The organism is Sphingomonas degradans (assembly GCF_053502645.1).
The window spans coordinates 1,627,324-1,647,985 of sequence record NZ_CP177172.1; the positions used below are offsets into that span (position 1 = coordinate 1,627,324).

General features: G+C 68.3%; 18 protein-coding genes. 8 read left to right on the forward strand and 10 right to left on the reverse strand.

Translation table 11 applies throughout. The features are described from left to right. Nucleotides 1-36 precede the first annotated feature (36 nt). From ACG3SL_RS07340 to purM, 8 genes are all read right to left on the reverse strand, one after another. Nucleotides 37-1,251 carry a hypothetical protein gene (locus ACG3SL_RS07340; protein WP_448664484.1) on the reverse strand — a complete coding sequence of 405 codons (1,215 nt, stop codon included), beginning with the start codon at nucleotides 1,249-1,251 and terminating at the stop codon, nucleotides 37-39. A 120-nt stretch (nucleotides 1,252-1,371) separates the two neighbouring features. Continuing rightward, nucleotides 1,372-2,046: an orotidine-5'-phosphate decarboxylase gene (gene pyrF / locus ACG3SL_RS07345; protein ID WP_448664485.1), complete on the reverse strand. Its 675-nt coding sequence runs from the start codon at nucleotides 2,044-2,046 to the stop codon at nucleotides 1,372-1,374. Beyond that, on the reverse strand, nucleotides 2,043-2,390 hold the full coding sequence (locus ACG3SL_RS07350) for a lipopolysaccharide assembly protein LapA domain-containing protein (RefSeq protein WP_448664486.1): 348 nt from the start codon (nucleotides 2,388-2,390) through the stop codon (nucleotides 2,043-2,045). The genes pyrF and ACG3SL_RS07350 overlap by 4 nt, the downstream gene beginning before the upstream one ends. A gap of 358 nt (nucleotides 2,391-2,748) precedes the next feature. Beyond that, nucleotides 2,749-5,049 carry a patatin-like protein gene (locus ACG3SL_RS07355; protein WP_448664487.1) on the reverse strand — a complete coding sequence of 767 codons (2,301 nt, stop codon included), beginning with the start codon at nucleotides 5,047-5,049 and terminating at the stop codon, nucleotides 2,749-2,751. Beyond that, nucleotides 5,049-5,744, reverse strand: coding sequence for an endonuclease/exonuclease/phosphatase family protein (locus ACG3SL_RS07360; protein ID WP_448664488.1), 696 nt, complete (start codon nucleotides 5,742-5,744; stop codon nucleotides 5,049-5,051). The genes ACG3SL_RS07355 and ACG3SL_RS07360 overlap by 1 nt, the downstream gene beginning before the upstream one ends. 43 nt (nucleotides 5,745-5,787) lie before the next feature. Continuing rightward, a complete protein-coding gene (locus ACG3SL_RS07365; RefSeq protein ID WP_448664489.1) occupies nucleotides 5,788-5,982 on the reverse strand; it encodes a hypothetical protein in 195 nt (64 codons plus the stop codon). 102 nt (nucleotides 5,983-6,084) lie between these two features. Next, a complete protein-coding gene (gene purN / locus ACG3SL_RS07370) occupies nucleotides 6,085-6,651 on the reverse strand; it encodes a phosphoribosylglycinamide formyltransferase (protein ID WP_448664490.1) in 567 nt (188 codons plus the stop codon). Continuing rightward, nucleotides 6,644-7,738 (reverse strand): phosphoribosylformylglycinamidine cyclo-ligase, encoded by a 1,095-nt coding sequence (gene purM, locus ACG3SL_RS07375; protein ID WP_448664491.1) that lies wholly within the window; start codon nucleotides 7,736-7,738, stop codon nucleotides 6,644-6,646. Before purM ends, purN begins: the two co-directional genes overlap by 8 nt. A gap of 107 nt (nucleotides 7,739-7,845) precedes the next feature. Here purM and ACG3SL_RS07380 point away from each other — a divergent pair, with 107 nt between their 5' ends. Genes ACG3SL_RS07380 through ACG3SL_RS07400 form a run of 5 tightly spaced genes read left to right on the forward strand, consistent with a single transcriptional unit; the run spans nucleotide 7,846 to nucleotide 13,937 of the window. Further along, nucleotides 7,846-9,099 (forward strand): heavy-metal-associated domain-containing protein, encoded by a 1,254-nt coding sequence (locus ACG3SL_RS07380; RefSeq protein ID WP_448664492.1) that lies wholly within the window; start codon nucleotides 7,846-7,848, stop codon nucleotides 9,097-9,099. Further along, nucleotides 9,096-9,701 carry a chromosomal replication initiator DnaA gene (locus ACG3SL_RS07385; protein WP_448664493.1) on the forward strand — a complete coding sequence of 202 codons (606 nt, stop codon included), beginning with the start codon at nucleotides 9,096-9,098 and terminating at the stop codon, nucleotides 9,699-9,701. Before ACG3SL_RS07380 ends, ACG3SL_RS07385 begins: the two co-directional genes overlap by 4 nt. 4 nt (nucleotides 9,702-9,705) lie before the next feature. Then, nucleotides 9,706-11,904, forward strand: a complete 2,199-nt coding sequence (locus ACG3SL_RS07390) for an RNA degradosome polyphosphate kinase (RefSeq protein ID WP_448664494.1) — start codon at nucleotides 9,706-9,708, stop codon at nucleotides 11,902-11,904. A 3-nt stretch (nucleotides 11,905-11,907) separates the two neighbouring features. Beyond that, complete coding sequence (locus ACG3SL_RS07395) at nucleotides 11,908-13,401, forward strand: Ppx/GppA phosphatase family protein (RefSeq protein ID WP_448664495.1); 1,494 nt, start codon at nucleotides 11,908-11,910, stop codon at nucleotides 13,399-13,401. Next, nucleotides 13,401-13,937, forward strand: coding sequence for a hypothetical protein (locus tag ACG3SL_RS07400; RefSeq protein WP_448664496.1), 537 nt, complete (start codon nucleotides 13,401-13,403; stop codon nucleotides 13,935-13,937). The genes ACG3SL_RS07395 and ACG3SL_RS07400 overlap by 1 nt, the downstream gene beginning before the upstream one ends. 54 nt (nucleotides 13,938-13,991) lie before the next feature. On the opposite strand, the gene ACG3SL_RS07405 is transcribed toward ACG3SL_RS07400, so the two are convergent. Next, nucleotides 13,992-14,282, reverse strand: a complete 291-nt coding sequence (locus tag ACG3SL_RS07405; protein WP_448664497.1) for an I78 family peptidase inhibitor — start codon at nucleotides 14,280-14,282, stop codon at nucleotides 13,992-13,994. Next, on the reverse strand, nucleotides 14,279-15,451 hold the full coding sequence (gene rnd, locus ACG3SL_RS07410; RefSeq protein WP_448664498.1) for a ribonuclease D: 1,173 nt from the start codon (nucleotides 15,449-15,451) through the stop codon (nucleotides 14,279-14,281). Before rnd ends, ACG3SL_RS07405 begins: the two co-directional genes overlap by 4 nt. Before the next feature lie 175 nt (nucleotides 15,452-15,626). Between rnd and aspS the strand changes: the two genes are divergently transcribed. The 3 genes from aspS to ACG3SL_RS07425 all read left to right on the forward strand — a co-directional run bounded on the left by aspS (nucleotide 15,627) and on the right by ACG3SL_RS07425 (nucleotide 20,294). Then, the gene (gene aspS / locus ACG3SL_RS07415) at nucleotides 15,627-17,465 is read left to right on the forward strand and encodes an aspartate--tRNA ligase (protein WP_448664499.1); all 1,839 of its coding nucleotides are present in this window, start codon (nucleotides 15,627-15,629) and stop codon (nucleotides 17,463-17,465) included. A gap of 632 nt (nucleotides 17,466-18,097) precedes the next feature. Continuing rightward, entirely contained in the window at nucleotides 18,098-19,489 is a 1,392-nt protein-coding gene (locus ACG3SL_RS07420) for an L-serine ammonia-lyase (RefSeq protein WP_448664500.1), read from the forward strand. Between the two features lie 28 nt (nucleotides 19,490-19,517). Beyond that, nucleotides 19,518-20,294 (forward strand): polyphosphate kinase 2 family protein, encoded by a 777-nt coding sequence (locus ACG3SL_RS07425; RefSeq protein ID WP_448664501.1) that lies wholly within the window; start codon nucleotides 19,518-19,520, stop codon nucleotides 20,292-20,294. Nucleotides 20,295-20,662 lie beyond the last annotated feature (368 nt).

Sequence of the window (20,662 nt, forward strand, 5' to 3'; positions counted from 1 at the left end):
CGCTCTATGGCGCGACGGCGCGGCCTGTGCCAGCGGTCAGGCGAACAGGCGGGGCAGCGCCGCGCGCAGCCGGGCGATGCCCGCCTCCCACCGTGCGGGATCGTGCGCGCGGTCCATCCGCGCCAGGATCGCGTCGGCATCGAAATCGGGGGCGTCGGGATCGAACACGTTGTTCGCCATATAATAGCCGAACCACAGCCGCGCATCCGACTCCGCCGGGCGCCGCGCCGTGCCGGCGAGAATGGCGGGCAGGAAATCCTCGACGCGCGAATAGGCGTTCAGCCACGCGCCGCTTTCGAACACCGATCGCCGCAGCATCGGCAGCCCGAAGAACGCGGTCAGCGCAAAGCTCTTGCTGTCGCCCTGTATCATCCCGTCCACCACGCGCGCCAGCGCGAAGGTGGACGACACGCCGTCGATCTGCGGCGGCGCCAGCACGACATTGTCGAGCGCATCGACAACCGCTTCCAGCGCGCTGTTGTCGACATGGATGTGGTTGAGCGGATGATTGGTCAGCACCAGCGTGACGCCGGACCCCACCTGCGCCGCCAGGTCCGCGACCAGCCGCGCATTGGGGGTGCCGCCCACGCGGTACATCGCGAAGAAATTCTCTTCATGCTCATATTCGAGCGGAACGAGCAGCACCGGGCCATCGCCCGTGACGCCGATTTCGGACAAGGTCCGCTCGCGCTCGCCGGAGCGGGCCGCATGCTGCGCGCGCAGCCTGTCCCATGCCGGGGCGATCAGCGCCTCGATCCGCGCCCGCTCGGCATCGTCCAGCACCGGCATCAGCCCCTGGTCGAGCGGCCGCAGGTCGAGCACCGCCCAGTCGTCCGGCGGATTGAACGGCTCGATCTTGCCCTCCATCACCATCCGCACGATGCCGGGAAAGGCCTGTGCCGTCTCGTAATCGGCGCTGCGGCACAGGACGTAATCGGGGGCCAGATCGCGAACGAACGCGACGATGTCGGCCCGCGCGGTCGGCACGGTCCGCGTCGTCGGATGGTCGGACCCGTCCATGATGTACCAATGGATGCCGGTCAGGTCGGTGCAGCGCTGAAGCTCGCCCGGCCCGATGCCCGTGCCGCTCCACGGCGCCGGCGCCAGCACATGCACGTCATGCGCGCCGGCCAGCGTCCGGATCAGCGGCGCGATGATATGCTCGAACCACCAGGGCGTGACGACCGGCAGATAGAACAGGATCTTGGACCCGGCGTGCACGGGCGCGGAATGGCTGGACGGCGTGGACAAAGCTGCTCCCTGCAGTGGCGAACCGATATGCTTCCTTATAGCAGTGCCGGCACGCGCAGGGGCGGCATCGCGGCGAATAACCGCGATGTTTCAACACCTCCGGGGGGTGGCCAATGTTGCCTAGAGCGTCGCCTCGATCGCGCGCGCGGCCTGATCGGGGTCTTCTGCCTGGGTGATCGGGCGTCCGATCACCAGGATCGATGCGCCCGCGTCCACGGCGGCGCGCGGCGTCACCACGCGCTTCTGGTCGCCCACCACGCCATCGGCGGGGCGCACGCCCGGCACGACGAAGAACCCGCCCGGCCACGCCTTTTTCGCGGCGCCCACTTCCTCGCCCGAACAGACGATGCCGTCCACGCCGGCGGACTGCGCCAGTTCGGTCAGCCGCAGCACCTGCTCATGCGGGTCGCCGGCCAGCCCGATCGACACCAGATCGCGCGCGTCCAGGCTGGTCAGCATCGTCACGGCGACCACCTTGGTGCCCAGCGGGGCGGCGGCCTTGGCATCCTCCAGCATCGCGCGCCCGCCGGCGGCGTGCACGGTCAGGATCGCGGGCTCCAGCGGGCGCAGCGCCTGCACGGCCTTCGCCACGGTATTGGGGATGTCGTGGAATTTCAGGTCGAGGAAGATCGGCAGCCCGATCTCGGCCATTTCGTGGACGCCGTGGCGGCCATTGGCCATGAAGAATTCCAGCCCCAGCTTAATCCCGCCGACATGGTTGCGCACCCGCGTCGCCAGCGCCTTCGCCTTGGCAAGATCGGGGGTGTCGAGTGCGACATAGACCCGCGCGCTCATGCCTTGGGCTCCGTGCCCAGCGCGAGCGTCGGCTGCGGGTCTAGCGGCGCGGCCGGCGCGTCGAAGCCCTGGCCCGTGGTCACCGGCGGCACGGCGCGCAGATCGGCAAGCGCGCGCTCCAGCCCGGCAAAACGCTGGCGCATCCGCCACCGCAGCGCCTGATAGGCGACGAGCGACGGCAGGAAACCGAGCAGGAACACGAGGATGAGCAACAGCGGCAGGCTGAAGTCCGCGACCAGCCCGCTCCACAAATGGATGCTGACGCGCTCGTCGCCATTATAGATCACGAAACTCGCGGCCAGCCCCCCCAGCAGGAGCCAGAACAGAACCTTCAGAAACCGCATTCCGCGCCCCTAATCGCCAGACCGGCACCGACTGTAGGGCGCCGCGCGCGAATTGGCCAGACTTTGGGTGGTGCAGGGCCCGACGTGCCCCTCTTCCTTACTATCCCCCTCCCGCGCGCGGGACGGGTTAGGGGAGGGCGGTGCCGCAAGCCGCGTCGCCCGTGGCCAGGCCCCCCCCCCAGCCCGTCCCGCAAGCGGGAGGGGAGCGCATGGTCGCCGAGTTGCGGGAACCAAATCCCCCTCCCGCATGCGGGAGGGGTTAGGGGAGGGCCGTGCCGCAAGCTGCGTCGCCCGTGGCCAGGCCCACCCCCAGCCCCTCCCGCAAGCGGGAGGGGAGCGCGTAATCGCACCCAAACCCCTACCCAATCTCCGCCCGCAATTCCTTGAACAGTCCGGAAATACTCGTCAGCCGAGTCTCTTCCTCGTCCAAAATCGCGAGGAACGCCTGCCGCTTGATCGCGGCCGTCCGCGCCGCATCGGGGCGGTCGTCGCCCGCCAGCGTCGACAGCACGATGTCGATCAGCCGCTCGGCGCCGTGCAATCGGCCCCACAGATAGTCGTTCTCGCGATAGGCGCGGCTGAAGAATGCGCCGAAGCTGTTGAACTGGATACCCTTCAACGTCGCCTCGGCGCCGCCGGTGCGGATCGAGCAGGCGTCGTCGGGCGCGATCCGATCGACGCGGATCGGGTCGAACTCGTCCAGCCCTTCGCCCTGGAGCAGCGGCAAGGTGGCGATGTCGAAGAACGGAAAGCCCAGATAGGCGAGCAGCATCGTGCGCCGCAGTTCCTTGGACAGCTGGCTGAACCCGGCCGACAGCCGCGCATCGGTCGCCACGTCGAGCGCCTTGAGCTGCATCCGCTCCGCCACTCGGTCGAGCAGCGGTCCGGCATCGTCGGTCATCTGGCGCACTTCGTCGCGCAGATCGGCGAACGTGTCCGATCGCTTCAGCTCCAGATAGGCGGCAAGCGATTCGTAGATCGCCTCGCGCATCGGCATCAGCTCGGCATGGCTGCTCGGCAAGTCGATCTCGCCCAGCCGCCGCGCGAGCAGCCGCAGCCGCCGGATGCGAAAGCCCAGGTCGTGCGCGCGCAGGAATTCCAGCGCGGCGGGCGACGCCCCGTTGGACAGCGTCGCGCCGAACCGGTCGGCACCGCGCGCCTGGACGACATGCGCAATCGCCTCGCGGATTTCGCGCAGCCGCTCGGGGCTGTGGCTGTCGCCGATCGTGTGGAGCAGCTGCGCGGTCCGATCGACTGCGCCCTCGACCTTCAACAGCCCATAGGCGGTGTGGCCATAGCCCGCCTTGGCGGCCGCCGCGACCTGTGCTCGCCGCCGCCACGTCGCGATGCGGGGCGGGGTGGGGTAGTCCAGCCACAGCGTATAGCCGAACAGCGCCTCGACCTGCGTTTCCACTTCGGCGCGGATTTCGGAGAGGATCGCCAGCATCCGCTCGATCCGCTGCGACCGCGCGCCGATCGCCTCCAGATTGTCGCGGATCGGCTGCTCGCGCGGCAGTTCGGAGAGCGAGCCGATGATCGTCTCGAAGAACCCCGGCTTGTCATGCGCGTTGCCGTAGAAATCGAAGCGAAAGCTGGGGAAGGGGTCGATGAACACGAAGCGGCGATCGACATGGCGCCGCGCCGGGCGCTCGCGCAATGCCTCCATCGCCGGGCCGAACGGCGCGTTGGCCAGCACCGATCCGTCGATCAGCACGGCCTTTTCGGCGCGGTTGTCGGCCCATTGGCGCGGCAGGACATGCGCCAGGAACGCATCGCGCTCGGGCCAGGGATCGCCGCGCTGCGCCAGCAGTTCGTCCATCTCCGCCACCATGAACGGCGGGAACGCGCCCGGAAAGCTCGACGTCGCCCGCGCGGCAAAGGCGAGTTCGGCGGGGTGGGCAAAGGCCGTGCCGTCATTGCCATGATCGCTGAACGCAAACACCAGCCGGTGCTCGTTCTCGATCACCTGCGGCGGCGAATTGAGCCGCAGCGTTTCGGGATGGCCGCGAAAATCGGTGACGGTGACGAACAGGTCCAGCGGCTGGCCGGCGGGCAGCAGCCGCTTGGCACGCGGCCCCTTCGCCATGGTCGCAAAGGCATTGAGCAGCGTATCGAGCAGGTGCTTGCCCCCGAACGGCGGCTCGAACCAGCGCGATCGGACGAACCGCTCCAGCTTCGCACGCACTTCCTCGCGCGCCGATGCGTCGACCGTCTCGTCGATCGCCTTGCTGCGATTGGCGACCATCCAGGCGATGGGCGTGGCCCAGATCTTGGCGAAGCGGTGCGACGGCGCCTGCGCGGGGTCGGTCAGCGCCTCGACATCGGCATGTTCCATCCACAGGTCGGTCAGCGGGTCGAGCGACTGGCCGGTGGCGATCGCCTGGGCCAGGAACACTGCGTTGATCCCGCCCGCGCTCGCGCCCGATACGATGTCGACCAGCACGCGCAGGTTGATGCCGTGCCGCTCCCGGATTTCGTCGAGCAGTGCGCGGTACACCCCCTGGCTGCCGCCCATCGGCGCATCGCCATCGCGTGCGGCGCAGCTGGCGCAGGCCAGCCGCCAGATTTCCTTGGTGATGCCGTGCATGTACACGGCCAGGCTGATTCCGCCATAGCAGACCAGCGCCAGCCGCAGTTCCTTGTCGCGCGTGCCCTGCATCAGGCCGGGTCGATCGTCGCCCAGACGGGCAGATGGTCGGACGCAGTGCGTGCGTGCAGGCTGTCATGCACCCCCGCCGCCGTGATCCGCAGGTCGGGCGTGGTCATGATCCGGTCCAGCCGCGCCATCGGCCGCCGCGCGTGAAAGCTCTTGCCCGTTTCGGCAAAGGTGAAGTGCTGGGCAAAGTCGCGCAGACACCCGCTCTGCGCGCTCCATTCGTTCAGGTCGCCCATCAGGACCGTGGGGTATTGGTGCATGCTCGCCTGGACATGCGCGATGATCGCATGCGCCTGCCGCCGCCGCCACAGCCCGGACAGGTCCAGGTGCATCCCCACCACGCGCACCACCTGTCCGTGCAGGCGCACGTCCGCCATCACGGCGCCGCGCGGCTCCAGCGTAGGAAGGTGGATCGCCTCGCAATCCAGTATCTCGGCGTCCTTGCGCACCAGCAGCGCGTTGCCGTGCCACCCCATCGACCGTGCGCGCATCCCCAGCGGGACGGGCTTCCAGTCCGAATGTTCGCTGAGCAGATGCCCCGCCAGCACGGCCTCGCGCACGCCAAAGCGCCGGTCGGCCTCCTGCAACGCGATGATGTCGGCATTCACTTCGGCCAGAACCTGGAGCGTGCGCTCGGGCCGACGCCGTCGATCGGTGCCGATCGACTTGCGCATGTTATAGCTCGCGACCTTTATCATCGGCGCCCCTTATCGCGGGGCCGGGGGGCAACGCGCAATAGGGTCAGTCCCTATCCGGCGTCGCACGCTGGCGCGCGGCCTCGTCGACGGCGGCGAGCAGGCTGTGCGCCGTGCCCTGCGCCGCCTCGGGCGTCATCGCGATCGCCACGCCATTCGGTCCATCGAGCAGCACGAAACCCTGTTCGGCCGTCGCGATCCCGCATTGCTTCAGCGGCTCCCGGCGGGTCGGATCGGACATATCGTGCTCCCAGCCTTGTTCTAGTTGGCGGGATCAACTCCGGGGCGGGGCGAAATATCCGGCGGTTCGGCGCAAAGTCCTGCGATTCCCGGATTTGTCGGCCTAGCGCAGCCAGTCCGCCACAACACGGGGGTAGAGCTTGTGCTCTTCCGCCAGCACGCGCTCGGCCAGGGTATCGGCGGTGTCGCCGGGCAGGATCGGCACCTCGGCCTGCCCCAGCAGCGCACCGGCATCGAGTTCCTCGGTCACCACATGGACCGAGCATCCCGCCACCGCATCGCCCGCCGCAATCGCGCGGGCATGGGTGTCGAGCCCCTTGTACTTGGGCAGCAGCGAGGGGTGGATATTGACGATCCGGTCGCGCCACGCCGCGACGAACCCGTCGGACAGCAGCCGCATATACCCCGCCAGTGCGATCGCCTCGACGCCCGCATCGCGCAGCGCCGCATCGATCCGCGCCTCATACTCGGCCTTGAGCATCCCCTTGGGCGATTGCGCGAAGGTGGCGACACCCTGTGCCGCCGCCCAGGCGAGCCCCGGCGCCTCGGGCTTGTCGCTCGCGACCAGCACGACTTCGTAGGGGCAATCCGCCGCGCGCGCCGCCTCGACCAGCGACGCCATGTTCGATCCGCGCCCCGAAATCAGGACGCCCAGCCTGCGCTTAGCCATTATGCGTCGCGCGCCATTCCGCCCGTGCGCTCCACGTCTCCACCGATCCATGGACCGTGCAGCCGCGCTCGCCCGTGCCGACGCTGCCGATCATGTGCACCGTCTCGCCCGCCGCGATCAGCTCGGCGGCAACGGCCTCGGCGTCCTGCGGCGCGACGGCGGCGACCATGCCGATGCCGCAGTTGAAGGTGCGCGCCATTTCCTCCGGCTCGATCTGTCCCTGCGCCTGCAGGAACGCCATCAGCCGGGGCAGCGGCCAGCTGTCGGCGTCGATCGTCGCATGGCACCCCTCGGGCAGCACGCGCGGCACGTTTTCCAGCAGCCCGCCGCCGGTGATGTGCGCCAGCCCCCGAATGCGGCCCTTGCGCAGCTGCGGCAACAGGCTGGCGACATAGATGCGCGTCGGCGCCATCAGCGCGTCGATCAGGATGCGCTCGGGATCGAAGATCGCCGGGCGATCCATCTTCCAACCCTTGTCCGCAGCCAGCCGCCGGACGAGCGAGAAGCCGTTGGAATGCACGCCGGTGGACGCAAGCCCCAGCAGCACGTCGCCCGGCTGGATCTGCGTCCCGTCCAGCAGCCGCTCGCGCTCGACCGCGCCGACGCAGAAGCCGGCCAGGTCGTAATCGCCCTCGGCATACATGCCCGGCATTTCCGCCGTCTCGCCGCCGATCAGCGCGCAGCCCGCCTGCCGGCATCCTTCGGCGATCGAGGCGATGACGCGCTCGGCCACTTCGGGGACCAGCTTGCCGCTGGCATAGTAATCCAGGAAGAACAGCGGCTCGGCACCCTGCACGATCAGGTCGTTGGCGCACATCGCGACCAGGTCGATGCCGACGCCGTCGTGATGGTTGTAATCGATCGCCAGCTTCAGCTTGGTGCCGACGCCGTCGTTCGCCGCGACCAGCAGCGGATCGGTGAACCCCGCCGCCTTCAGGTCGAACAGCCCGCCAAAGCCGCCCAGCGCGGCATCGGCGCCTGGACGGCGCGTGGATTTGGCCAGCGGGCCGATCGCGCGGACCAGCGCGTTGCCTGCTGCAATGGATACGCCTGCCTGGGCGTAGGTATAGCCTTGGTTGTCGCTCATGGAGACGCGCTTAGCGTCCCTCCGGGCGTTCGTCACCCGTCCGCCCACAGTTTCCACATACGAAGGCGCTTGGTTTTCGCGGCCCGCTTCGCCAAAAGGGCGCCAAGATGCAGTTTTCCCGCCTTTCGCTGTCGCTGACGATTGCCGGCGCACTCGCTGTTGCGGGGGCTGGGGCCGTCGTTGCGCAGGGGCAGGGCGGCGCCAGCGCAGTGCCGGTCGATGCCTCGGGCAGTTTCGAAGTCACCGGCGTCGATGTCGATGTGAAGGGCAAGGATGCCGAGGCGGCGCGGCTGGGCGGCTGGCGCATCGCCCAGCGCAAGGGCTGGGACATGCTGTCGCAGCGGCTTGCCGGTCGCAAGGCGGCGATGTCGGATTCGGCACTCGATTCGCTCGTCACCGGCATCGTCGTGGAAAAGGAACAGATCGGGCCGACGCGCTATGTCGCGCGGCTGGGCGTGCTGTTCGATCGGAACAAGGCCGGGGCGATCCTGGGCGTATCGACGCAAGTGACACAATCGCCGCCGATGCTGCTGGTGCCGCTGGAGTTTTCCGGCGGGGTGGGCCGCGTGTACGAGCGCGAGACTGCCTGGGCGCGCGCATGGAACCGCTTCCGCAGCGGTGGCAGCACGATCGATTATCTCCGCCTGCGCGGCACCGGCCCCGACGCGCTGCTCGTCAATTCGGGCCAGACGCTGCGGCGCGGGCGCAACTGGTGGCGTGGCATCCTCGATCAATATGGCGCCAGCGACGTGCTGATCGCCGAGGTACAGCTGCGCCGCGAATACCCCGGCGGGCCGATCGTCGGCATGTTCGCCGCCAGCCATGGCCCGGATCGTCGCCCCATCACCAGCTTCGCGCTGCGCGTCGACAATGCCGAATCGCTCGATTCGCTGCTCGATTCGGGCATCCAGCGCATCGACCAGGCATTCCAGCAGGCGATGGCCGCCGGACTCCTCCGTACCGATCCGCTTTTGTCCTCGCGTCCGCCCAGCCCACGCCCGACCGAAACCCCGGCTGCGGAAGACGCTGCCGAGGGTGAGCCGACGCCGACGATCATCGCGTCTCCCGGCGCCACCACCACCACGCTCTCGGTCCAGGTCGATACCCCCAGCGCCGGATCGGTGACCGCATCCGAAGCCGCATTGCGCGGCATCCCCGGCGTCCGCTCCGCGATGACCGCGTCGCTCGCGCTCGGCGGTGTCTCGGTGATGCGCGTCTCGTATGACGGGCCGATCGCAAGCCTGCGCGCCGCGCTCGAAGGGCGCGGGTGGCAGGTCCAGGAGGGCCCCGGCGTCCTGCGTATTCGTCGTCCCGCGTCTCCCCCGGCTTCGCAGCCGGCGGATGCGCCCAAGGGCGAATGAGCCAGCTTCGCCTGCCGCTCGGCCTGCCCGAGACGAGCGAGACGGAATTTCTGGTGGGCGACTCCAATGCCCGCGCAGTGCACCAGCTGGAGCATTGGGCGACGTGGCCGGTGATGACCGCGCTGCTGGTCGGCCCGCGCAAATCGGGCCGCAGCCTGCTCGCGCGCATCTTTGCCTCCAAAAGCGGCGGTCGGATCTTCGACGATGCCGATCGCGCGCGCGAGGCGGACGTATTCCACGCATGGAACCAGGCGCAGCAGGAGCGCCGGCCCTTGCTGATCGTCGCCGAATCCGGCCCGCCCGACTGGTCGGTCAAGCTGCCCGACCTGCGCTCGCGCCTCGCCGCGTCGCCGCTGCTCGAACTGGGGCCGCCCGACGACGCGCTGATGCCGCTATTGCTCGAACGCGCCTTTGCCCGCCACCTCCTCCATGTCCGCCCCGAAGTGATCGCATGGGTGGCCAAGCGGATCGAGCGCAGCCATATCGCGATCCTGCGCGTTGCCGATGCGCTGGAGGCAGCGGGCGGCGACCGTCTTTCGATTCCGGCGATAAAGACCGTACTGGCGGCCTCCAGTCTCTTAACAGAAACGGACGATGGTTAGACGCATGGCCAGGGCAGCATCCACGCGCGCCGCACAGGGAGTTCCCGTGACCGAGGCCATTGCCGATTCGGCCAAACGCTATTTCAACCGCGAGCTGTCGTGGCTCGCGTTCAACCGCCGGGTGATGGAGGAAGCGTGCAACCCCGCGCATCCCCTGCTCGAACGATTGCGCTTCCTGTCGATCTCGGGATCGAACTTCGACGAATTCTTCATGGTCCGCGTCGCCGGGCTGATGGGGCAGCAGCTCCAGAAGGTTGAAGCCTATTCGGACGACGGGCTGACGGTCGCGCAACAGCTTGCCGCGATCCAGGCCGAGGCGGAAAAGCTCGCCGACGGGCAACAGGCGATCTGGAACGACATCCGCGCGGACATGGCCGAATCGGGCATCCATGTGCTGGATGCCGATACGATCGCGGGCAAGGGCGAGGGCGACACCCGCGTCTGGCTCGAAAAGCATTTCCGCGAACAGATTTTCCCGATCCTGACGCCGCAGGCGCTCGATCCCGCGCATCCGTTCCCGTTCATCCCCAATCAGGGGTCGAGCGTGATCTTCGATCTCGTGCGCCGTTCGGACCATGAGCCGATCCGCGAGCTGGTGCTGCTCCCCACCGCGATGCCGCGCTTCGTCCGCCTGCCGGGCGACCCCGCGCGCTATGTCGCGGTCGAGACGGTGGTGAAGGCGTTCTCGCACCTGCTGTTCCCCGGCTATGTCGTGCTCGGCGCCGCCGCGTTCCGGGTGCTGCGCGACAGCGATATCGAGATCGAGGAAGAGGCCGAGGACCTGGTCCTCACCTTCCGCTCGGCGATCAAGCGCCGCCGCCGGGGCCGCGTGATCCGGCTTGAGATGGAGGAATCCATCTCCCCCGCGCTGGAGGCGGTGCTCAAGGAGGAGTTGGGCGGCAGCGACGCGCTGCTGACCGAAACCGGCGGCTTCCTCGGCGTCGGCGATCTTTCCAGCCTGGTCGACGAGGACCGGCCCGACCTCAAATTCTCGCCCTATTCGGCGCGCTTCCCGGAGCGCGTGCGCGAATATGGCGGCGATTGCTTCGCGGCGATCCGCGCCAAGGACATCGTCGTCCACCACCCCTATGAGAGCTTCGATGTCGTCCTGACCTTTCTGGGGCAGGCAGCCGCCGACCCGGACGTGGTCGCGATCAAGCAGACGCTGTACCGCGCGGGCAAGCAGCCCGCCGTCATCAACGCGCTGATCGCGGCGGCAGAGGCGGGCAAGTCGGTCACCGCCGTGGTCGAGCTGAAGGCACGTTTCGACGAGGAGCAGAACCTCTATTGGGCAACCGCGCTGGAACGCGCCGGGGTTCAGGTGGTCTATGGCTTCATCGACTGGAAGACCCATGCCAAGGTGTCGATGGTCGTCCGGCGCGAGGGCGGGGTGTACCGCACCTACTGCCATTTCGGCACCGGCAATTATCACCCGGTCACGGCGCGCATCTACACCGATCTGAGCTTCTTCACCGCCGATCCCCGGATCGGGCGCGATGCTGCGCAGATTTTCAACTACGTCACCGGCTATGTCGAGCCGGCGGGTCTGGAACTGCTCGGCATTTCCCCCCGCGACCTGCGCGGGCGGCTGATGGCGCTGATCGACGACGAGATCGCCCATGCCCGTGCCGGTCGTCCCGGCGCCGTCTGGGCCAAGATGAACTCGCTGGTCGACCCCGCCGTGATCGAGAAGCTGTACGAGGCGAGCGGCGCGGGCGTCGAAGTCGATCTCATCATCCGCGGCATATGCTGCCTGCGCCCCGGCGTGCCCGGCATGTCGGACCGCATCCGCGTCAAGTCGATCGTCGGTCGCTTCCTCGAGCACAGCCGCATCTGGGCATTCGGCAACGGCAAGGGCCTGCCCAATGACGGCGCAAAGCTGTTCATTTCCTCCGCCGACTGGATGCCGCGCAATTTCGATCGCCGCGTCGAATTCATGCTGCCGATCCTCAACCCGACGGTGCACGATCAGGTGCTCGATCAGGTGATGGTCGCCAACCTGCTCGACAACGAGCAAAGCTGGGTCCTCCAGGGCGACGGGCGCTATGTCCGTATCCAGCCGGGGGAAGAGGGGGTGTTCAACCTCCATCGCTATTTCATGACCAATCCCTCGCTTTCGGGCCGGGGTGCTGCGGTGGAGTCCCGCAAGCCGGTGCCCCGCCTGTCGCCCAAGCGGCGCCGCACGCCCGCGAAAGAGAGCTGAGGCATGGGAACCGCGCTGTTGCGCCGATCGCCGCGTGCGGACGCCTCGTTCGGGTCGCGCGTCGCGATCATCGATATCGGCTCCAATTCGGTGCGGCTGGTGGTGTATGACGGCACGGCGCGGCTCCCCGCCACGCTGTTCAACGAAAAGGTGATGGCCGGGCTCGGCAAGTCGCTGAGCAAGACCGGCGCGATCGACGCGGGCAGCCTCGCACTCGCCCGCGCCGCGCTGGCCCGTTTCGCGCTGCTTGCGCGCGAGATGCAGGTCGGCGAGCTGCGGACCGTGGCCACGGCGGCGGTGCGCGATGCCTCCAACGGCCACGAACTCGTCGCCACCGCCGAACGGCTGGGGCTCGAGGTCGAACTGCTCTCGGGCGAGGAAGAGGCAATGGCCTCGGGCATGGGCGTGCTGTCGGGCATTCCCGATGCCGACGGTATCGTCGGCGATCTGGGCGGCGGCAGCCTGGAGCTGGTGCGCGTCGTCGCGGGCGCGGTCACCGATCGCGTGTCCTTCCCGCTCGGCGTGCTGCGGCTCGGCGCGATCCGCGAGCGGGGCAAGGGCGTGCTCGACACCGAAGTCGCCCGCCTGATCGCGGACGCCGGCTGGCAGGGGCGGGGCAAGGGGCTGCCCTTCTACCTGGTCGGCGGCTCGTGGCGCTCGCTTGCCAAGCTCGACATGCACCTCTCGGCCTATCCGCTGCCCGTCGTGCACCAATATCCGCTGTCGGTGGAGCGCATCGCCGAACTCTCGCGCACGCTGGGCTCGCTGTCCAAGCCCCAGCTCAAGGCGATCCCCGACATGTCCGCCGCGCGGCTGCCGACGCTGGCCGACGCCACGTCGCTGCTGGGCGCGGTGCTGCGCCATCTGGGCAGCGCGGGCACGGTCGTGTCGGCCTATGGCCTGCGCGAGGGGCTGTTGTTCCAGCGGCTGAGCCCGGTCCAGCGCCGCGAAGACCCGCTGATCGCCGCCGCCCGCGACGAAGGGCGCCGGCTGGGCCGCTTCCCGGAACATGGCGACCTGCTCGACGCCTGGCTCGCGCCGCTCTTCGCCGACGCAGGGGAACATGCCCGGCTCCGCCATGCCGCCTGCCTGCTCGCCGATGTCGGCTGGCGCGCAAACCCGGAGTTCCGCGCCGAACGCGGGATGGAGATCGGCCTCCACGGCAATTGGGTAGGGATCGACGCCACCGGCCGCGCGCTGGTGGCACAGGCGCTATACACCTCGCTCGGCGGTACGCTGGTAACGCCGGAGCCGCTCGCCCGGCTGGCGGGGCCGGAAGCGTTGCAGCACGCCAAGCATTGGGGGCTCGCGATGCGCCTCGGCCAGCGGCTGAGCGGCGGGGTTGCCGCCCCGCTCAAGCGCTCGCGTCTCGAAATGGACACGGGCGCGGTAACGCTCACGCTCGCGCCGACCGATGCTGCGCTCTATGGCGAGGCAGTAGAAAAACGCCACAAGGCACTGGCCCAGGCGCTGGGCCGCGAAGCGAGGATAGCCTGATGAACCGCATCCGCTGGACGCTGCCGGCACTGGTCGCGCCGCTGCTCGTCTCCGCCGTGCCCGTACCGCCCGCCGCGCCTGCGGCACCCGCTGGCCTGTGCCGCGCGGGCGAGACCGTGCTCTTCACCTGCGGCATCGCCGCGCGCCAGGTCTCGGTGTGCGGCAGCGGCAGCGGCGCGACGGCCGCCGCCCGCTATCGGCTGGGCACCCCGGCAAAGGTCGAGCTGGAATATCCGGCGGCGGGGCAGGCCGGGCGCGGCACCATGGCCTATGCCAGCATCCCCTATTCGGGCGGCGGCGAGACCCAGATCCACTTCACCTCCGGCGGCTACACCTATGTCGTGTACAGCCGCGTGGTCCGCACCAACTTCGGCCCGAGCGGCCGCCACGACCCCGCCTTCAGCGCCGGCGTCGTCGTCCAGCGCGACGGCAAGACGTTGTCCCACCGCAAATGCACCGCCCCCACCGACGCCTCGGTCGACCTGGCAGCGGCGCAGCGTTTCCTGCCCGAGGGCGAAGCGGTGGATGTGCCGTAAACCAATCCCCCTCCCGCATGCGGGAGGGGCTGCACGTTCGTTTCCGGGGTCAGCTTACCCGCAGCGCACCGCCAGGATCCTGCCCGCCGCATCCACGTCCAGGTTCACTCGGTCCTCGCGGTAATCCATCGTCGCGGCGGCGCCCGGCGGCAGCACGCGGATGCTGGTCGCGCCGGTCCAGCTCTTGACCTCGCCCTCCATCGCCGCGCCATAGACCTTGCCGACGAAGCGCGCCGCGTGGAGCGTCTGGCACATGCCCGGCGCGGGCGGGACCGTTTGGGGCGGATCGCCCGCCGCGCATCCACCCGCCGCCAGCGCGGCCGCCGCTGCTATCATCCGCTTCATGCCGGGTCCTCGGCGCGCGTCATCTTGAGCTTGCCGTTCTTGACTGCAAAGGCCAGCTGCCCCTCGACCAGCGCCAGCGCGTCCTTGCCGAACTGCTCGTTGCGCCAGCCGGTCAGGATCGACAGCCCCTCGCGCTGCCCGGCGGCGAGCGCCTCCAGGTCCTCCGACCGCGCCAGCAGCCGCGACGCGACATTGATTTCCTTGGCGCGGATCTTGAGCAGCAGCTTGAGCAGGTCCGCCACCAGCGCGCCGTCCTTGCCCAGCGCCGGCTTGCGCTCGTCGCGCTGCGGCATTTCGGACGCGGGCATCGGCACGGCATTTTCCAGCGCCGCCATCATCCGCCCACCGATGTCGTTGTTCGCCCATGCGGCGGAAAGCCCGCGCACCCGCCCCAGATCGGCCTGTTTGCGCGGCGGGGTGCCCGCCAGGTCCGCCAGCGTCTCGTCCTTGACGATGCGCCCGCGCGGCAGGTCCTTGCCCTGCGCCTCCAGCTCGCGCCACCGCGCCAGTGCCTTCAGCCGGCCCATGACTTCGGGCTTGCGGCTCGACACGCGCACGCGTTCCCACGCCATGTCGGGGTCGTTGTGGTAATTCTCCGGGTCGGCCAGCCGCTCCATTTCCTGGTCCAGCCACGCGCCGCGCCCGGTCTTGCGCAGCTTGTCGAGCATCTTGGGAAAGATCTTGGACAGGTGCGTCACGTCGGCGATCGCATAGTCGATCTGGCGCTTGTCGAGCGGACGCCGCGCCCAGTCGGTAAAGCGCGCGCCCTTGTCGACCGTGATGCCCAGATAGGTGTCGACCAGGTTGGAATAGCCGATCTGCTCGCCTTGCCCCAGCGCCATCGCCGCCACCTGGGTGTCGAACAGCGGGTGGGGGGTCTTGCCCGTCAGGTTATAGATGATCTCGATGTCCTGCCCACCGGCGTGAAAGACCTTCAGCACGTCTTCGTTGTCGGTCATCAGGTCGAGCAGGGGCTTCATGTCGATGCCCCCCATCGGATCGATCGCCGCCGCCTCCTCGTCGTCGGCGATCTGGATGAGACAGAGTTCGGGCCAGTAGCTGTTCTCCCGCATGAACTCGGTGTCCACGCAGATGTACGGCTTGGTGGCGAAACGGGAGCAGAGATTGGCGAGGGCGACGGAGTCCTCGATCAGACCATGAATGTGCATCGGCTCGCCATAGACCCGTCTTCGGGTTGACAAAAGAGGGTGGGACGGAGATGCGCCGCACCAGTCGATTTTTAGTCGTCATCCCGGCGAAGGCCGGGACCTCGTGCCCGGCAAGTTCGGCTTGCGGCCCCAGGCTCCGGCGTTCGCCGGGGTGACGAACAGTGAGAGAAAAGCAATGCACGCCTATCGCACGCACACCTGCGCACAGCTTCGCGCCGAGCATGTCGGCCAGACCGTCCGTCTCTCCGGCTGGGTGCATCGCAAGCGCGACCATGGCGACCTGGTCTTCATCGACCTGCGCGATCATTACGGCATTACCCAGATCGTCACGGACGTCAGCGGCCCGGCCTTCGCCGCCATCGAGTCGCTGCGCAGCGAATCGGTCGTGACGGTCACCGGCACCGTCGTCGCGCGCGACGAAGCCGCGGTGAACCCCAATCTGCCCACCGGCACGATCGAGGTCCGCGCCGCCGAAGTCTCGGTCCAGTCGGCCGCCGCCGAGCTGCCGATGCCGGTGTTCGGCGACAGCGAGTATCCCGAGGATATCCGCCTGCGCTATCGCTACCTCGACCTGCGCCGCGAGCGGCTGCACAAGAACATCCTGCTGCGCTCGAATGTCATCGCGTCGCTCCGTCGCCGGATGATCGACCAGGGCTTCACCGAGTTCCAGACGCCGATCCTGACCGCGAGCAGCCCCGAGGGCGCGCGCGACTATCTGGTCCCCAGCCGCGTCCATCCGGGCAAGTTCTACGCGCTGCCGCAGGCGCCGCAGATGTTCAAGCAGCTGCTGATGGTCGCCGGCTTCGATCGCTATTTCCAGATCGCGCCCTGTTTCCGCGACGAGGACGCCCGCGCCGATCGTTCGCCGGGTGAGTTCTACCAGCTCGATTTCGAAATGAGCTTCGTCACGCAAGACGATGTTTTCGCAGCGATCGAGCCCGTGCTGCACGGCGTGTTCGAGGAATTCGCCGATTGGGAGGGCAAGGGCCGCACCGTCTCCGCGCTGCCGTTCCGCCGCATCCCGTATCGCGAATCGATGCTGAAATACGGCAACGACAAGCCCGATCTGCGCAACCCGATCCTCATCACCGACGTGTCGGAGCACTTCAAGGGCTCGGGCTTCAGCCGCTTCGCCTCGATGGTCGATGCGGGCGACGTGGTCCGCGCGATCCCCGCGCCGAACACGCATGAAAAGTCGCGGAAATTCTTCGACGACATGAACAGCTGGGCCCAGTCGGAAGGGTTCCCCGGCCTTGGCTATGCCACGCAGAAGGACGGCGTCTTCGGCGGCCCGATCGCGAACAACCATGGGCAGGAGGGCATGAAGGCAATTGCCCAGGCGCTCGGCCTCGGCCCGAACGACGGCATCTTCTTCGCTGCGGGCAAGGAGGCACAGGCCGCCAAGCTCGCCGGCCTCGCCCGCACCCGCGCCGCCGAGCAGCTCGACCTGATCGACAAGAGCCGGTTCGAGTTCTGCTGGATCGTCGACTTCCCGATGTTCGAATATGACGAGGACGCGAAGAAGGTCGATTTCAGCCACAACCCCTTCTCGATGCCGCAGGGCGAGATGGAAGCGCTGGAGACCAAGGACCCGCTCGACATCCTCGCCTATCAGTATGACATCGTCTGCAACGGCGTGGAGCTGTCCTCGGGCGCGATCCGGAACCACCGCCCGGAAATCATGTACAAGGCGTTCGAGATCGCCGGCTATACGCAAGCGGACGTCGACACCAATTTCGCGGGCATGATCAATGCGTTCAAGTTCGGCGCGCCGCCGCACGGCGGCTCGGCACCGGGCGTCGATCGCATCGTCATGCTGCTGGCGGACGAGCCCAACATCCGCGAAGTCATCACCTTCCCGATGACGCAAAAGGCCGAGGACCTGATGATGCAGGCCCCCAGCTTCGTCAGCGAAAAGCAGCTCAAGGAACTCAGCATCCGCCTCGCCCCCCAGGTCGCGGCGGAGCTGAAAGCCAAGGGCGTGGACGGCACCGCGGCCCCGTCGGCCGGCTGAGGGTAACCGTCATCCCGGCGAAAGCCGGGATCTCAGGCGACGGCGCCCGACGCCAGACACTGGTACAGAGCCGCACGAGATCCCGGCCTGCGCCGGGATGACGACTGTGGCGGGCCCCCGGACACGCGCCTCACCCCCAGGTCGCGGCAGTGGCCCCACCAACCCGTCACCCCGGCGAAGGCTTACTACGCCCGACACAGGGATAGAGCCGCCTGAGATCCCGGCCTGCGCCGGGATGACGGCCGTGGCAGGCCACCGATATGCGCCTTCGCCCCCAGGTCGCGGCAGTGCCGCCACCAACCCGTCACCCCGGCAAAGGCCGGGGTCTCAGGCGAAGGAGCAGCCGGTCAGACGCCGGGACACCCCCCCAAATCCGTCATCCCGGCGAAAGCCGGGATCTCAGGCGACGACACCCGACGCTAGACACCGGGATAGAGCCGCACGAGATCCCGGCCTTCGCCGGGATGACGGATTGGGCTGGCGGGTGCGCCCCTACGGGTTGAAGATAGAAAAATACAACCTACAGACATAAAACTACAACCACCACACGCACCCCAACCCCTCATCCCGGCGAACGCCCGGGTCTCAGGCGAAGGCGCGGGCCCGGCACGCAAGGGGAGGCAGGAGTCGAAATGTCTGAGGCGAATACCGCCCGCGCACGTGCCCAGGCCGAAGCCACTATCGGCCTGGCCGACCTGTTCACGATCGGCATCGGCCCCTCCAGCTCGCACACCGTCGGCCCGATGCGCGCCGCCTTCGCCTTTGCCGAGGCGGCGCTGACCCGTGGCCAGCCCCATTCGGTATCGTGCGAACTGTTCGGCTCGCTCGCACTCACCGGGCGCGGCCATGCGACCGACAGCGCGGTGATTTTGGGACTGGCAGGGTTCCAGCCCGAGAGCGTCGATCCCGATGCCGTCCCGACACTGCTCGCCACGATCCGTGCAGAGGGCACGCTGCGGCTCGGCGGCCATGTGACGCTGCCCTTTGTCGAGGGGCGGCATCTGGTCTTCCACACCGATCGCTTCCTCCCCGCGCACCCCAATGCGATGCGCTTCGTCGCCCATTATGCGGATGGCGAAGTGCTGGAGACGTTCAGCTACTCGATCGGCGGCGGCGCCGTGGTGCAGGGCGGGATCGAGCCGCCCCAGACCAATATCGCGCTGCCCTTGCCCTTTTCCTCCGGCGCCGAGCTGCTCGCCGTGGCTGCGGCACAGGGCGCGACCATCGCCGATATCGTCCGGGCGAACGAAGCCGCGTGGCGCGACGATGCCGAGACCGACGCCTTTCTCGATTCGCTGCGCGCCGCGATGTCCGCCTGTATCGAACGCGGCTGCCGGGGGGAGGGCGAGCTGCCCGGCGGGCTCAAGGTCCGCCGCCGTGCCCGCGATCTCCACGCCCGCCTCGTCGCGCGCGGCCCGCGCAGCGATCCCTCGCTGGTGTTCGACTGGGTGAGCCTGTGGGCGCTCGCGGTGAACGAGGAAAACGCCGCCGGGGGCAGGGTAGTGACCGCCCCCACCAATGGCGCCGCCGGGGTGATCCCCGCCGTGCTGCGCTATTACGAGACCTTCTGCGCCGCGCCGACCCCGGCGGGGGCGCGCACCTTCCTGCTGACAGCAGCGGCGATCGGCTTTCTCTACAAGAAGCGCGCGTCGATCTCGGCGGCGGAAATGGGGTGCCAGGGCGAAGTCGGCGTCGCCTGCTCGATGGCCGCCGCCGGGCTGGCGGCTGCGCTGGGCGCCACCAATGCCCAGATCGAGAATGCCGCCGAAATCGGCATGGAGCACAACCTTGGCCTCACCTGCGATCCGATCGGCGGGCTCGTCCAGATCCCGTGCATCGAACGCAACACGATGGGCGCGATCAAGGCGATCAACGCCGCCTATCTCGCGATGCACGGCGATGGCAGCCATATCGTCAGCCTGGACGCCGTGATCGAAACGATGCGACAAACCGGCGAGGATATGCGTTCCAAGTACAAGGAAACCGCCCAGGGCGGGCTGGCGGTCAACGTCGTCGCCTGCTGACCGCCCTGCGCCCGCACAAGGGAAGCCCATGACGATCGACCTGTCCGACTATGAGCATGGCAAGGATTTCGACGGCGACTATGACAAGGCGCTGGCCAAGCTGCAAAAGCGCCTGAGCCACATCCATTACGCGCATATCGTCCACAAGCGCCGTGCCGCGATCGTGTTCGAAGGCTGGGACGCGGCGGGGAAGGGCGGCATCATCAAGCGGCTGACCGGCGAATGGGACCCCCGCTATTTCGAGGTCTGGCCCATTTCCGCGCCCACGCCGGAAGAGGCGGCGCACCATTTCCTCTGGCGCTTCTGGCGCCGCCTGCCGTCGCAGCACACGATCGCGGTGTTCGACCGCAGCTGGTACGGGCGCGTGCTGGTGGAGCGGGTAGAGGGCTTCGCGACCGAGGCCGAGTGGCGGCGCGGCTATGACGAGATCAACGATTTCGAGCGCCAACAGGTCGATACCGGCACCACGCTGGTCAAGATCTTCGTCCATGTCACGCAAAAGACCCAGGACAAGCGCCTGCGCGACCGGCTCGACCATCCCTGGAAACGCTGGAAGACGGGGCTCGAGGATTACCGCAACCGCGCGAAGCGGCCCCAGTATCTGGAGGCGATGGCCGAGATGTTCGCCCGCACCGACACGGCGCAGGCCCCCTGGACGGTGATCGACGGCAACCACAAGAAAGCCGCCCGCATCGCCGCGCTCACCGCCATCGCCGACCGGCTCGAGGCCAACGTGCCGATGGACCCGCCCGAACTCGACCTGGAAGTCGAAAAGGTCGCCCGCAAGGCACTGGGGAAGCGATAGCCGTCATCCCGGCGAAAGCCGGGACCTCAGGCCGCACCGCATGCGCTCGCCGCAACCACCCGTACCCCTGCGAAAGCAGGGGCCCAGAGCCCCAAGCGACGCCCCCCACGACTCTGGACCCCTGCGTGCGCAGGGGAACAGGGGTTTCCGTTCAGCACCCCACGCCGGCTCCCCTGCGAAAGCAGGGGCCCAGAGCCCCAAGCGATGCCCGCGCGACTCTGGACCCCTGCGTGCGCAGGGGAACAGGGGTTTCCGCTCAGCACCCCAAGCCCGTACCCCTGCGAAAGCAGGGGCCCAGGGCCCAAAGCGATTCCTGCGCGACTCTGGGCCCACGCTTTCGCAGGGGAACACGGCGTCAAACACCCGGC